The following is a 13600-nucleotide window of genomic DNA, read 5'->3' as shown; positions in this document are numbered from 1 at the left end:
CAATGCAGTAGAAGACCGACCCCAATTTGCCACCTAAACGAAGTTCCTACTGCATGGCTCCGGCTTATAGTCCCCGATGGCCCATTGCTCGTCCCACGACTTATCGTGCGTTTTTGCATCCGGCAGGAGGCGCGCGGCGACTCCCGCCTTCGTATACACTTCGTCCCGGCGCACGCCGAACGTCGTCACGAGCCTTCCGTCGAAGAAGTGGCTCTGCAACACCGCCCCCTGGGTCTTCTGGATTTTCAGCGAGTTCTGGGCGCCGCCGGTGCCATTCACGCTGGCCGCGAGACCGAGCTCCGTGGGTTCGTTAAAGGCCTGGCCGGCGGCGAAGTTGCCCCACGTGTAGTTGTACTTGCCTCCTAGCACGCCGGCGTAGGGGGCATAGTCCACGTTGCTGCCGTTGGCGTCACCCACGAGATAGAACCGGAAGCTGCGCGACCCGGTGGGTGAGGCCTGGTCCTGCGGCAGCGTATCCCCGGGCAGGGCGGTGGTGGTGGCGCGGGGAGTTCCGGCTGGCAGCCACGCGTGGTCGTCGAGCATGGCTAACTGGTAATAGAAGGATCGCGTGATGTTCCGCTTTCCCTCCCCGTAGCCATTGAGCTGGTGCAGGCCCAGCCAGCGCAGCCAGTTTTTCTCCTGCGTGAGATCCAGTTTGTAGGCCAATTGGGCACGGAAGGTGTTGTTAAGGAGCGGCTGGTCGATGACGTTCGTCTCCGTCATGCCAAAATAGGGCCGCAGGAAGTACGGATTGGGTGTACCGTCCAGCCGGCGCTGGTTGGGATCGACGTACAGGTAGGTGGAGCCGGACGAACCCGTGGGGAAATCGTGATAGTACTTGGGCGAGTCCTCCCGAAACCAGCCGATCTGCCCCGCCAGCATCTGCCGCGGCGTGTCGAAGAAGACCTGGTCCACCGTCACCAGCGAGGTGCGCACGTTCTCGTCGAGGTAGTTCATCGCCGCGGCGTTGATCGACGACCAGTCGTAGATGCCCTTGCTGTTAACCGCCGCATCCGAGGTCCACAACGGCTGGGTCCGGCGGATGGTGTTCGGCGAAAGCAGGGCATAGTTGAATCCCGCCTGGTTGTTGGTCGCGTTGGTGCGCAGCAGGGCATCGTCCGAGGTGGTGCCCCGGGGCGCCGTCCAAAAGCCGACGCCCGTCGGCTCGATGTAGAGAAGCGACGTACCCCGGCCCGTAGTTTGGAAGCCGCTGCTGAACACCGCCGCGCCGTTGATGGTCGGGATGCCGCCGCCGAGCGCGGAGGTGGGGGCGCCTGTCCGCGTCACCGGCGAGCCATTGATATAGGCGGTATTGGTCCGGGGATCCCACGTCGGCGCCCCGACCTCGACCCATGGCGTGATCGCATCGCGCGGCGTGATGCTGTTCGGGCGTACCCCGTATTGGTGGAAATACTGGAAGGTGGCATTGACCGTCGTGAACTTGAACGGCCGGTATTTGACCATGCCGTTGTAGCGCTCCGTCTGCACGCCCGCCGGCTGCCGGTTATACTCGGAATTCTGGAACACCTGACTCACCCGGAGTGCCAGCTTGTTCTTGATCAAGACGCGGTTCACATCGACCGATTCCCGCGTGCTGAGTGCGCTGTCGAGATCGCCGTACGTGTCGACGCGCAACTGCACCTGCGTCCGGTCGCGCGACAGGTTCGCCGTCGCCGGAACGGTGTTGGTCGTACCGGAGGCGTTGCCCAGGCCAAACAGGTTGGAGTTCGGGCCGCGGCTGATCTCGACGGCGTCCGAGCTGATTGGATCGACCGGCACGCGTCGGCTGGTCTCGAAACCGCCGTACGCAATATTGGCACTCGTGAGGCCGCGCACACGGTTAGCGGTATTCGGGCTTGCCTGCAGGTTGTCCTGCGGCTGCGAACTCTGGGTGAAGGCGAAATCCGTGAAGTTGCCGGAGCCCTCCGTGCTGGCCTCGTACGCAAAGATATCGTTGATATCGAGCATCGCGAAGTCGGCCATCTGTTCCTTCGTCACGACGGAAATGGAGGCGCCGAGATCATCAAGCTTCGAGTTGACTCGCGTGCCCGACATCGTGTTGGCGGCATAGTACCCGCGCCGGGCTTCCACGACCTGGAAGGGGTTGAGCTCGATCGGCTCGTCCTCGGCACCGTCCCGCGCCGGACTCGGCGGGGCCCGCACTGGCTCCACCGGGCGCCGGGCCGAACGTTCGGCCGCGTTGCCTGGGCCTGCGTCGGACGCGGCGTCATTCGCCCCGGTCGCGGGATCGGCCGGCGCCGGCTGTGCGTACACGCAGGAGACGAGGGTTGCGATCAACGTCAGCAAGGCCGCCCAGCGGGATCTGGGGTGGAGGGGGGCGCGCAGCCGAACCGGGGTCGCGGCGGGAACGAGTGTTTTCGGGATCATGGTGTGGGAAAGGCCCCGAACTCGGCATGGCAACGCCCAGGCGCAACGGAGGCATCGCGCCGGAATCAGGAGTCTGAACGGTGTGGGCCCTACGCGACCGGGAGTGGCACGGTCACTATCTTTGCCCCGAGACGGGAAAATCGCTTCAGCAACGCCGGCGGAGCCCCCGCGTCGGTGATCAGGAGATCGACGTCGGCCAGAGATCCGGAACGGCCGAGCGCCGTGTGGCCGAACTTTGTGTGGTCGGCCAGGATGCAACTCTGAGCGGCAACCCGCCGCATGGCCTTGTCCACCCGTGCCAGTCGCAGGTCGGAGTTGTAAATGGATCCATCCTCGCCGATCGCATCCGCCCCCTGGAAGGCGATGTCCACCGCGAACATTTCGAGACAGTGTTCCGTCACCGGGCCGGTGAGGTCAGGGCTCCCCTCGCGCAGGATGCCGCCCAGCAGCACCACCTCCACCCCTTGGGCATGCTGCAGCTCCGACGCAACCGCCAGGCTGGGCGTCACCACGGTCAGGCGCTCGCCATCCTTGAGCAGCGAGGCGAGTTCGAGCGAGGTGGTTCCGTTGTCCAGGATAAGCCGCTGGCCTGGGACAACGAGCTTACGCGCTTCCACGGCGATCGCGCACTTCTCGGCGCGGTTTCGTTCCCGACGTTCCCGGTAGTCAAACTCGAACATCATCCGCTCCGTCAGCACTGCCCCGCCATGCGTGCGCTGGATCTGGGCCTTGCGCTCCAGCGCGTCGAGATCCCGGCGGATGGTCATCTCGCTGACCGCAAACTCCGCCGCCAGCTCGGAGATTGACACTCCGAGCTGCTGCGAAAACCGATTGCGGATGAGCGCCTGCCTGGCCGCGGAGGGGAGCTTTTTCGCCATGTGGTTCATGTTTTCTGACATGTTATAAGTTGTCAAGTTTTGATCATTATTAACGTTAATTAACATCCAGGCTGGCAGCTGCGATGTCGCGACGCGACCGACAAATCACGCCTTGCCCGCTAGAAAAGGAATTGCGCACGCAATTTCAATGGGCCCATGGACGCGGGACTCCATTCGGCACCCCACATACCATGCCACTCGCCGCTGCTGGTCCTCCCGGGTTGCTATCACCGTGAACACCTGCCGGCCCGCTCCGTGTCGGGATGACGCATGCACCGACGAACACGGCAGCCGTTGCCTCAGTGACAGCCCCGGTCCTCCTCTGCCCACCGTGCGCCCGGCTACTTGGCCGGCTTCGGCACGAGGAATTTGTTCACGTCGAGCCAGTGGACGAACGTTCCGAACCAGCCGTTGCTGGTGCGGTCCGGGTAGCCGAGTCCGAAGCCGTGGCCACCGTTCTGGTACAGGTGAAACTCCACCGGACGCTTGGCTTCGTACCAGGACTTGATCAGTCCGAACTCCCCGCGGAACAGAAAATCATCGCTGGCGATGACCGCGAACAGCGGCGGCGCATCCTTGGGCACCTCGACGCTTCCCATGCCGCCATAGATCGGCCCGATGAAAGCCAGCTTCATCGTCGTCGAGTGGAGCGCGCAGTGCATCGTGAGGCCCGCGCCCGCCGAAAACCCAATCATGCCCAGCCGCTGCGGATCGACGTGCCATTCCCCGGCTCGTTTCAGGATGAGCGCGTACGCCGCCTCCGCGTCCGCGAGCTGACGGGACAGATCCAGGATGGGCGAACGCGGCCGTTCCTTGCTCGAGGTGGCGCCGGACGCGGCCGGCGGCGCGAAGAACCGGTCCATGCCGGCCCGGAACTCGTCGAGCGACTCCGGCGTCGGCACGAGCCGGTACTTGAGCACGAAGGCGGCGATGCCGCGGTCCGCCAGGGCGCGGGCCACTTTCCACCCTTCGTTGTTCATCGAGAGCCACCGGAAGCCTCCGCCAGGCGCCACGATCACGGCGGCGCCCGTCGCCTTCGCCGGATCCGGGAGGAAGGGCGTGAGCGTGGCGCTCGAGACATTGCGCGCCATCGGTTCGCCCCACTGGCGAAACCAGCTCTCCGCCGCGGGCTGGTTCTCGACCCCGCCAGTTTCGAGGGCAATGGCCGCGGGTTCGGCGGGGGCTTCCAGCGGATAGATCTTTCCGTCCTGCGCCACGGCGTCGGCAGCGGAGAAACCGAGCACGGAGGCGAGTCCGACAATCTGGGTAAGTTTCAGGAATGTATCACGCGTGGTCATGGCGATGGCTTCAAGGGAGGGGTGAGGGGCGGATTCTCCAAGGCCTCGGCTCGGCGGAGGGGTTCAAGCGCGTTGCCGATCAGCTCCATCATTCACCTAACGCCTCACGGCGCGCGTCCCTCCTTGCTCCAACTGTTGAACACCGGGAACAGGCAGATTGCGGCCTCGCCCCAGGGGCCCTGTCCACCGCTGCCAACCAGTGTGCCCTCGCCTTCGGATGAGCCGTGCGCCAGGATCGCGACCCCAGCCCCGCCGTTTATGCATGCGATCAAAGTTGGACTCCTCCTGGTTGCGCTCCTCGCGGTCATGCGAGTGGCGAGTTGGCTCGTGGGGTGGTTGATCGCCCGCCTCACCCGGCGCTCGGGCTTCGGCGTCGCCGGTGCGGCCAATGGCCTCTGCTTCTGCCTCTTCGTCGGCATTCTCGTCGTGAACCTCATGCCCGGCGAGCCCTTCGACTACGCCGCCACCGTCTTCGCCGCCGTCGTCTACGCCGCCTGTCTGGTCTCCGATCGCTACTGGACCCCCTGGGCGCGCCGGTAGCTCGGAGGTAGTCGATCGGAGCCGTCAACGCCGTGCGCGGCAAACACCCCGTCCGTCGGGAAGCCCTATACCCCTGTAGATTCCACAATCTTGACCGGGATTTCCTGAGGCTCGCCTCAGATCGCAGGCGCGGGAGGCGCTCCGGACGGTGCAGCCGGCAAGACTCACCCGCAGCTTACGGTTTATGTCCCTTCTCCACCTTCGGAGACACCGCGCGGCCTTCGGAGCCTTCGAGCCACACAGCACTGTATTCCTTGGAGAGTACGCTCTTCACAAGTTAGGTTTTCCCGGCTTCGAGCCTCACTGTAACGTCGCCCTCGACGTGATACATCGGGTCCACAAATAGAGCATCTTGGCACTTCCGTCTGAGCGAGTTCCGGCATTTCGTGGGCGGAACCCCATGAACGTGATGAAGCTGTCGACTACCCCTGGTCTTGTTGGCGTTGCTGCCGCTGTGCTCGTCATGGCTGCGTCGGCCTTCGGCGCTGAGCCGAAGCCGGCTTACCTCGACCCCGCCCAGCCCCTCGAGGCACGCGCCCGCGACCTCGTCGGCCGCATGACGCTCGAGGAAAAGGCCTCCATGATGGAGAACTCCACGCCTGGCGTCCCCCGGCTCGGCATCCCGAAGTATGACTGGTGGAGCGAGGCCCTCCACGGCGTCGCCAACGCCGACATCGCGACCGTGTTCCCCCAGGCCATCGGACTCGCCGCCATGTGGGATGAGCCGCTCCACCGCGAAATTGCCCACGTGATCGGGGTCGAGGGGCGCGCCAAGTTCAACAGCTACGTCGGCACCGACAAGGAGGGCGCCCTGTTCCGCGGGCTCACGTTCTGGTCGCCCAACATCAATATTTTCCGCGACCCGCGCTGGGGCCGCGGCCAGGAAACCTACGGCGAAGATCCGTTCCTCACCGCCCGACTCGGCGTCGCCTTCGTCCGGGGACTCCAGGGCGACCACCCAACCTATCTCCAGGCCGCAGCCTGCGCCAAACACTTCGCCGTTCACAGCGGCCCCGAGTCGCTCCGCCACATCATGGACGTCGCGCCCCCCGAGGCGGACCTCTACGAGACCTACTTCCCCGCGTTCGAGGCACTGGTGCGCGAAGCGCACGTCGAGGTCGTCATGACGGCCTACAACTCCCTCAACGGTACGCCGTGCTCCATCAACCCGCTGCTCTACTCCCAGCTCAACCAGTGGGGTTTCAACGGCCACGTGACTTCCGACTGCGGCTCCGTCGGCGATCTCATTCACTCCTTCCGCCGCGCCGCCAACGCCGCCGAGGCCGAGGCCCTCGTCCTCAAGGCCGGCATGAACGTCACCTGCGGTTCCGAGGCGCCGGGCATCGTCACCGCCGTCAAGTCCGGCCTCCTCGCCGAGGCCCAGGTCGACCGTCAGATCACGCCGCTCCTCCGCACGATGCTGCGACTCGGCTTCTTTGATCCCCGCGACCGCGTGCCGTTCCATGCGATCACGCCGTCGCAAAACGACACCCGCGAGCACGCCGCCCTCGCCCTCCGCGCCGCCCGTGAATCCATCGTCCTGCTCCAGAACGACGGCACGCTCCCGCTGCGCAAAGCCGCTCTCCGTCGCCTCGCCGTCATCGGCCCCAACGCCAGCTCCGTGCCCGTCCTCCTCGGCAACTACAACGGCACGCCCTCCGCCCCCGTCACCGTTCTCGCCGGCCTCAAGGCCGCGCTCGGCCCCACCGTCCAGGTCGACTACGCCCACGGCTGCGACTACGCCGCCATCCCACCCGCGCTCCGGCCCCTCGCCACCGGCTGGTACAAGGGCGAGTATTTCGCGAACCTCGACCTCGCCGGCCCACCCGCCGCCACGCGCACCGAGCGCCCCATCCGGCTCCACACCGCCGCCCCTGCCTCCGGCTCCGAGAAGCTCCCGAAGAAGCTCCCGCCCGGCGGCTTCTCCGCACGCTGGACCGGCGACATCCAGACCACCCTCGCCGGCGATTACGGTTTCGAGGTCGCCGGCACCGGCGGGTTCCGCCTGAAGGTCAACGGCGCCACGCTGATCGACGCCTGGACCCCGACGCCCGGGAACGGCACGCGCCGGCTCAATGTCCACGCCGCGCTGCCCGACAACACCGCGGTGCCGTTCACCCTCGAATATAATCTCGCGGACGGCCCCGCCGACCTCTCCTTCCAATGGAGTTCGCCGCCCGCCGACGCCGTCGTGGCCGAGGCCGTGGCGCTCGCCGCGAAGGCCGACGCGATCATCTTTGTCGGCGGCATCAGCGCGCAGCTCGAGGGCGAGGAGATGCAGGTGCCCTACGAGGGTTTCCTCGGCGGTGACCGCGAAGCGATCGAGCTCCCGGCCGTGCAGCAGCAGTTGCTCGAGAAGCTGCAGGCTCTCCACAAGCCGATTGTCCTGGTGAACATGTCCGGCAGCGCCGTCGCCCTCCCCTGGGCCGCGGATCACGTCAACGCGATCGTGCAGTCCTTCTACCCTGGCCAGGCCGGCGGCACCGCCATCGCCGAGGTCCTGCTGGGCGACACCAACCCGGCGGGCCGGCTGCCGGTCACATTCTACCGGTCGACGGAGGATCTGCCGCCGTTTGCCGAATACCGGATGGAGAACCGCACGTACCGCTACTTCCGCGGCACGCCGCTGTATCCGTTCGGCCATGGTCTGAGCTACACGAAGTTCAGCTACGCGAACCTCCGTTTCGTCCCCGCGCCCGACCATTCCCTAACCGTCACGGTCGATGTCACCAACTCTGGCCCCCGCGACGGCGACGAGGTTGTCCAACTCTACGCGACGCCGCCCACGGAGTCGCACCCGCGCGAGCGCCACGCCCTCTGCGGTTTCCGCCGCGTGCCTCTCGCCAAGGGCGAGACGCGCACCGTCTCGTTCACCGTGCCCGCCACCGCCCTCCGCCGCTGGAGCACCGAGCAGCACGCCTACGCCACGCCTTCCGGCAACTGGACCCTCCGCGTCGGCGCCTCCTCCGCCGACCTGCGCCAATCCGCCAGCGTGAAGCTGTAGCGGACATCGACGGTCGAGACTTGGCAGAGTTGCAGGTCGGACCCGGCTGAGTTGCGGGTTGGACCTGGCGGAGTTCCAGGTTGGAAGGTTGAAGGTTCGCAGGTTTTGGACCGCCGAAGGGGCGAAAGGGCGCGAGAGAATGGAGGATTGGGCGGCACATCTCGCGGAGGTCTTCGCCCCGCGGCGCCCTTTGTGGGCGCGCGATTTGTTCGCGGCGGTGCGCGAGTCGCGCCCCTTTTCCGCCCCTTCTTGTGACGGCGGTCGGCAGGATTTCGCCCCTTTGGGGCGCGGGAATCGCACGGCGATTTGCGAGCAGCGGCAAGATTTGGGCGTGGGTTTTGCGCACGGACGTCCACGGACCTGTCCCGGATGTGATCAGATGCGCCCCTTTCCCGCCCCTGATCCTACAACTCCCGGTGCGTTTCCGTCTTCGTGGCGGCGAAAACCCCGGACACATAGGGACCGAGGGCTGCAATTATTACTGCCTGTCGATCGGGCACTAACCGAATAATGTCCAGATACTCGAACATAATGTCCGGATACTTTCGCATCATGTCCGGATCTTTTGTTTTCGCCGGTGCGCGAAAACAAAAGCAGTGGGGCGGTTCTTCTGCGGGATGCGTGAAGGAGGAGGCGGCGAAAGTGAGCGGATGCGTGAAGGAACTTTCGGCGAGGACGCCGGGAATTTCGGCGGATATCTTCAAGATGTTCGATCCGCGTTGCTCGCGCGCGTCTTCTCGTTCGCGAGCGCCTCGAGTTCCTTGAGGACATTTTCGACCCGGCCGGTTGTCTTGGACATCGGGATACAATCACGTTTCCAGCCCCGGTTTTCCAATCGCCGCACAATATTTCCCGGTTCCACGCCACAGGGATCACATACCCAACCGCCGCCGAGCTCGGCTGTTTGCGTTCCCTTGCGCGGGGACCGTTCCATCCGCCCCGCGCGGCCAGGCGGCAACAGCGGTCGCGCGCCCCCCCCAACCTAAGACTTGGCCTCCGATGCCTTCGCAGGCGTCGCCATCGCCGCCGGCTCGGCGGGCAGTTCGGGAGCGTTCGCCAGATCGCGGTCGAGCGCCGCTCCGTCGAAGGGAATCACGATGATCTTGTTCCCATGCCGGTCATTTCCCATCTCCTGATCCTTCGGCACATCGAGCACCGCGAGCGTCACGGCCACCACGTGGCCGCCTTCGATCACGACCGCAGGACGCTCCAGTTTGTCCCAGCGGTTCACGGTCCCATCCGTGTAGCGCACGAAGTCGACGCGGGGATCGTACGCCACGCCGCGCAACGTCCAACCGGTGATGCCGTCCTTCGAGGTGAGATGAAACGCCCGCCGCTGGCTCCAGCTGTTCACCACGATGTGAAAGCGACCGCCGCTGTACCAAACACAGGGGTCTTCCAGATCGCGCTGCTCCAGACCCGCCACCTTGGGATAGATGCTCGGTCCCTGCGCCTCGTACGGGCCAAGAACGCCGGTCTCGCTGATCAGGATCTGTCCCGACCGCGGCACGATCTGAAAACGTCCATCGGGTCGCAGCATCACGCTGTAGTTCGAGGCCCGTTTCCGTACATCGCCGTGCGTCACAATCTGCCCGAGGTGCGTCCACGGACCGTCCAGCGAAGCCGACACAAACACATCCCCCTGACGCGTCTCGCTGACGACGACCGCATACCGGCCGTCGGGCAGCCTCAGCGCCGTCACGTTGTGTCCCTTGCCCCGCTGGTCAGTCGGCCACATCAGACCGCGGTCGACATACGGCCCGAGCAGACCGTCACTGATGGCGCTGATCCCGACCGAGTCCTTCCAGCCGTTGTGCCCGCGAGCTTCGTCCCAGCGTGATGCGAACAGCCGGTACTTGCCGTCCTCCCCGCGCAGGATCTGACCGTCCCAGTAGCAGTAGCGGTTGGCGGTGTCCTCCAAGCCATTGTGCGGATCACGCGGCAGCACGCCGGGCGCGCCCCAGAGTTCCGAGGTCAAAGGTCCCTGCATCGGAATCGGCCGGAAGTAGTCGATGAACGATTTGGTCTTTCCGGCCGGTGTCGCGGTCGCCGCGTGCACGCCCTGGGCAAGGCACACCCCAAGACCGATCACGCGTAGCGAGAGGCGGGGGTTCATGCCGCCGATCCAAGCACCGCCGCGCACCGGCGCAATCGGTTCCTCGCGTACCGATGCCAAGCCGTATGAGCGCCCAGACTCGGCCACGCGTACCCCGTTCGCGTCGTGAGGCATCTCACTGCTCTTGACCGGGCAATACGGGCAATATGAGCGAGCAGCTATTGCCAGCTAGCGATCCTGCCGCTCGCGGCGGTTCGCGCGGCGCGCACGCACCTCGTCAGCCACCGCCTCGAGCCGCCTGCTCTCCTCTGCGGGATGGGCTGCTTTCTCGCTCAATCGCTGCCGTATCCCAGTCGCGGCCAGCGCGGCCAGCAGACTCCCCTCACCCGACGCGAGAGCTATGAACCGGTAGGACCGTGCCAGCGTGGAGGCCAGTTCCACGGCACTCCGCTCCCCATGGGCCATTATCAAGAACGATTGCTCGATCCCGGTCCGTTTCTCGATGATTCGAACTTCGGTGAGGTGGGACCGCACAAAGATGATGGCGTCGACGCTGGCCCCCTCGCAGAACCGCACTTGTTTCGCCGCACTGGTATCGAGCCCCTTCAAAATGAGCAGAACCATATCGGTTCTGGTGCGCTTGATGCCGCGGAACGGAATTTCCCACACGGAAAACGGCTCGGTAAACAGTGCCTGCTTCCGCAGCTCCCATAACGGCGGAACCGGGCCGTCCAGCACCGCGGCAGCTTCGCGCCGGAACTGCACGGCATTGGGATCGTCGGCGACCACGGGCGGGCAGACAGTGAGTGCCGGTTCAATATCCGATACTCCTGTCACGGACACAAAGAGTGATTCGTCGTGGCGCACGAGTTCGCCCGAGTACTCCGCAGGAACATCGAAATTAGCGTATCCCACATTGATCGGCCTAACCTGATCGACTCGCGCCAGGGAAAACCTGCTTGGCCGCAACCGAACGCCCGGTGCCGTCATGATAGGGTCGAGGCGGTGCTGCCAGACAAGTCCTGCCCCGAGCGCGCAAACAGCAGCAAAGATGCACGTGATGACGGCGATTCGCACTCCGCCCGTGTACCCAAACGTGAGCGACATTCAACCCCGGCCTTCCGCCCGCGCCACGGCGTTTCCGGCCAAGAGTTGACGCCCCGCGCGTCTCGCCCTCACGTGTGCGACCGTTTACTCCCCCCGCGATGGCAACTCCGCGCTCCGCCTAGACTCACTCGGACTTCCTGCTCCAGATTCGCCTCCGCGACACCGACGTTGCGCGGACGGTCCTCGTCCCCGGCGCGATTAAGCTGCCCAAGCTTCATCGCGTGATTCAGGCCGCCATGGGCTGGCGCAACTGTCACCTGCACATGTTTCGGTCCAAACTCGGCAACTTCGCACCGCCTGCCCCCGAGGGGGAAGAGGCTTCCGGTTGCCTCGATGAGACCCGCATGCCGCTCGACGCCCTCATCGAGGGCGAGGGTGACCAACTGACATACGTCTACGACTTCGGCGAGTACTGGGTGCATGAACTACGCGTGGACCGGATCACCGCGCCCCCGGACCGCCGGCAACGCGCCGAATGCGTGGACGGCAAGATGGCGTGTCCACCCGAGGACGTCGGCGGCATACCGGGCTACCAGACGCTTTGTGCGGCCATGACCAAGTCGAATTCCGCAGAGTATCGCCAATTCGTCGAATGGCTCGGCGGACCGTTCGCCCCCGAGGCGTTCGACCTCGAACGGGCAAGAGCTCAGCTCGCCCGGATTGCCGTCTAGCGCCTAAGCTCGCCCGAGTCTGACGGAGGCATGGCGCGACGATTGGGCCTGCTCGTCTGTGCCAATATCGTCAGCGGACGACCGCGACCGTCATCCGATGGCCCGCACCAACACCCGGTCACACCGCCCATTCCGCGCGCAGCTTCGCGACCGTCTCGGCGGCTCGTTGGGCGATCTCGGCAAACTCACGCGAGATCCGCGCATCGCCCGCGACTTCCTGCCAGAACGTCCCGGCCCAACCCGCCGCCACACTCCAGTCCCCGACTTGGCGCGCCACCGGAGGCAACGGCGCAAAATCGCGCGCCACAATCTCACCACCGGCCACCGGTGCCCAGAGCATGGGCAACATGTCGTACGCCGGCGCCAGCCGCAGCGGCAGCGTGTCGTCCAGGTAGAACCCCAGGTTACCGGGGTGCATGTCGCTGTTTCCGATCAGCTCACCAAACGCCCGGCGCCGCCGCACCGCGGTCGCCGCGTCCGCCGTCACCACGTCCTCCGCGCGAAAGTGCTCCGTGGCCGCAACCCAGTCCGTCGTGTCGATCGCTCCCTCTGTTCCTTGGAGCGCCGCCAACGAAATGACGCCGCGACGCCCCGCCGCGCCGATCCGATCGAACCGCGGCACCTCCAGATAGCGGCGGCCCTCGAGGTCGACACACATGACGCCTGGAACCGATTCGCCATGCTCCGCCAGCACCCGCGCCGCAATCGCCTCGGCCGCCAGGAGGTCGGCCCACCGGCGCCCCGCCGGCGTATCCATCGGCGGCGAAAATTTCACGAGCACCGCCCGCGCCCCGGCGTCGTCCGCCACCCAGGTGAGAAACTTCGGCCGTTCACCCGCCGCCGACGATCCCGGTATCCCGCCAGTCAACGCCGCCATGACCAGCGCCGGATATTCGCTGCGCGCCGTCACCGAGGGCGGGTTCATTCGCCGTGCGAGCGTCCGACGCGTCGGTTGATCTCCCACGACAAGATTCCCCGTTAGGTCGTCGCCCTCCGACTGGAGGTACACGAGCACCTCGTCATCGCTCCAACGGGTCGGGTCCTCGGGCAACGAGAGCACCGCAGACACCCGCCGCGCGATCGCCCGTCCGACAAAGCCCTGCGGACGTAAATCACTCAGAAAAAACGGGAATCCCTCCGCCCAGCCGTCCGCATCCGCAACGATCCGAGACCACCCCGGTGCGAATCGCGTCCAACGAATCCGCCAGCCACCGTAGAAGGACTCCAACACGCCAAGCTCCCGAGCCGCCCCGTCTGCGCCCACCTCATGGAGAGGCCACGAATCGCCCGTTGCCCTGATCGTCCGGCGCACCGCGTAGCGCGCGCGCCTCGCGCCTCCCAATTGCTCGATCGTTCGTCCTGCCCGTGTGATCAGCCGCGAGATCTGGGAACGATCAACGCCCAACGCCACCGCCAGCTCGGCAGCCGTTTGCGGCCCCTGCGCCTGCAAACGCAAGGTCAGCAACTCAATTGTAGCGGTAGGCGTACGAGCCATCAAAAGCCGGTATTAACTCACAGATTAAGACGAGCGCAATATATTTATATCATATTATTCGTTAATGACTTACAAATCATCATATGGCAATAACTCAAAGATTATTCACAGATACTAAGCAGACACACTGTGCTATGGCTCGCCCCGGGCCGGAGCTCGGTTC

10 protein-coding genes are annotated in these 13600 nt (G+C 65.3%); 3 read left to right on the top strand and 7 right to left on the bottom strand.

Translation table 11 applies throughout. The features are described 5' to 3' along the window. Window positions 1–33: 33 nt before the first annotated feature. From DB354_RS21835 to DB354_RS21825, 3 genes are all read right to left on the bottom strand, one after another. Window positions 34–2388, bottom strand: coding sequence for a TonB-dependent receptor plug domain-containing protein (locus DB354_RS21835; protein ID WP_107837748.1), 2355 nt, complete (start codon window positions 2386–2388; stop codon window positions 34–36). An 89-nt stretch (window positions 2389–2477) separates the two neighbouring features. Then, the gene (locus DB354_RS21830; RefSeq protein WP_158277661.1) at window positions 2478–3266 is read right to left on the bottom strand and encodes a DeoR/GlpR family DNA-binding transcription regulator; all 789 of its coding nucleotides are present in this window, start codon (window positions 3264–3266) and stop codon (window positions 2478–2480) included. Window positions 3267–3607: 341 nt separating this feature from the next. Next, on the bottom strand, window positions 3608–4564 hold the full coding sequence (locus DB354_RS21825) for an alpha/beta hydrolase (protein ID WP_107837746.1): 957 nt from the start codon (window positions 4562–4564) through the stop codon (window positions 3608–3610). A gap of 258 nt (window positions 4565–4822) precedes the next feature. On the opposite strand from DB354_RS21825, the gene DB354_RS21820 reads away from it, so the two are divergent. Continuing rightward, window positions 4823–5104, top strand: coding sequence for a hypothetical protein (locus DB354_RS21820; RefSeq protein WP_107837745.1), 282 nt, complete (start codon window positions 4823–4825; stop codon window positions 5102–5104). A gap of 463 nt (window positions 5105–5567) precedes the next feature. Next, on the top strand, window positions 5568–8108 hold the full coding sequence (locus DB354_RS21815) for a glycoside hydrolase family 3 C-terminal domain-containing protein (protein WP_199226905.1): 2541 nt from the start codon (window positions 5568–5570) through the stop codon (window positions 8106–8108). Window positions 8109–8512: 404 nt separating this feature from the next. On the opposite strand, the gene DB354_RS22135 is transcribed toward DB354_RS21815, so the two are convergent. The 3 genes from DB354_RS22135 to DB354_RS22790 form a co-directional block, all read right to left on the bottom strand. After that, a complete protein-coding gene (locus tag DB354_RS22135; protein ID WP_146180370.1) occupies window positions 8513–8812 on the bottom strand; it encodes a hypothetical protein in 300 nt (99 codons plus the stop codon). A 278-nt stretch (window positions 8813–9090) separates the two neighbouring features. Further along, window positions 9091–10224 (bottom strand): glycoside hydrolase family protein, encoded by a 1134-nt coding sequence (locus tag DB354_RS21810; protein WP_107837744.1) that lies wholly within the window; start codon window positions 10222–10224, stop codon window positions 9091–9093. 168 nt (window positions 10225–10392) lie between these two features. After that, on the bottom strand, window positions 10393–11271 hold the full coding sequence (locus DB354_RS22790) for a hypothetical protein (RefSeq protein WP_233256726.1): 879 nt from the start codon (window positions 11269–11271) through the stop codon (window positions 10393–10395). A 137-nt stretch (window positions 11272–11408) separates the two neighbouring features. Between DB354_RS22790 and DB354_RS21800 the strand changes: the two genes are divergently transcribed. Beyond that, a complete protein-coding gene (locus tag DB354_RS21800; protein WP_107837742.1) occupies window positions 11409–11942 on the top strand; it encodes a plasmid pRiA4b ORF-3 family protein in 534 nt (177 codons plus the stop codon). A gap of 118 nt (window positions 11943–12060) precedes the next feature. On the opposite strand, the gene yjjJ is transcribed toward DB354_RS21800, so the two are convergent. Next, window positions 12061–13437 carry a type II toxin-antitoxin system HipA family toxin YjjJ gene (gene yjjJ / locus DB354_RS21795; RefSeq protein ID WP_107837741.1) on the bottom strand — a complete coding sequence of 459 codons (1377 nt, stop codon included), beginning with the start codon at window positions 13435–13437 and terminating at the stop codon, window positions 12061–12063. Window positions 13438–13600: the final 163 nt, after the last annotated feature.

Origin of the sequence: Opitutus sp. ER46 (genome assembly GCF_003054705.1) — a bacterium.
Taxonomy (GTDB): Bacteria; Verrucomicrobiota; Verrucomicrobiia; order Opitutales; family Opitutaceae; genus ER46.
The sequence above is the reverse complement of the archived record's forward strand: the minus strand, read 5'-3'. Positions and strand labels throughout refer to the sequence as shown.

Bases quoted from the DNA above. Each gene is read 5' to 3' on its own strand.
- DB354_RS21835 (WP_107837748.1), bottom strand. From the start codon at position 2,388: ATGATCCCGAAAACACTCGTTCCCGCCGCGACCCCGGTTCGGCTGCGC.
- DB354_RS21830 (WP_158277661.1), bottom strand. From the start codon at position 3,266: ATGGCGAAAAAGCTCCCCTCCGCGGCCAGGCAGGCGCTCATCCGCAAT.
- DB354_RS21825 (WP_107837746.1), bottom strand. From the start codon at position 4,564: ATGACCACGCGTGATACATTCCTGAAACTTACCCAGATTGTCGGACTC.
- DB354_RS21820 (WP_107837745.1), top strand. From the start codon at position 4,823: ATGCATGCGATCAAAGTTGGACTCCTCCTGGTTGCGCTCCTCGCGGTC.
- DB354_RS21815 (WP_199226905.1), top strand. From the start codon at position 5,568: ATGGCTGCGTCGGCCTTCGGCGCTGAGCCGAAGCCGGCTTACCTCGAC.
- DB354_RS21810 (WP_107837744.1), bottom strand. From the start codon at position 10,224: ATGAACCCCCGCCTCTCGCTACGCGTGATCGGTCTTGGGGTGTGCCTT.
- DB354_RS22790 (WP_233256726.1), bottom strand. From the start codon at position 11,271: ATGTCGCTCACGTTTGGGTACACGGGCGGAGTGCGAATCGCCGTCATC.
- yjjJ (WP_107837741.1), bottom strand. From the start codon at position 13,437: ATGGCTCGTACGCCTACCGCTACAATTGAGTTGCTGACCTTGCGTTTG.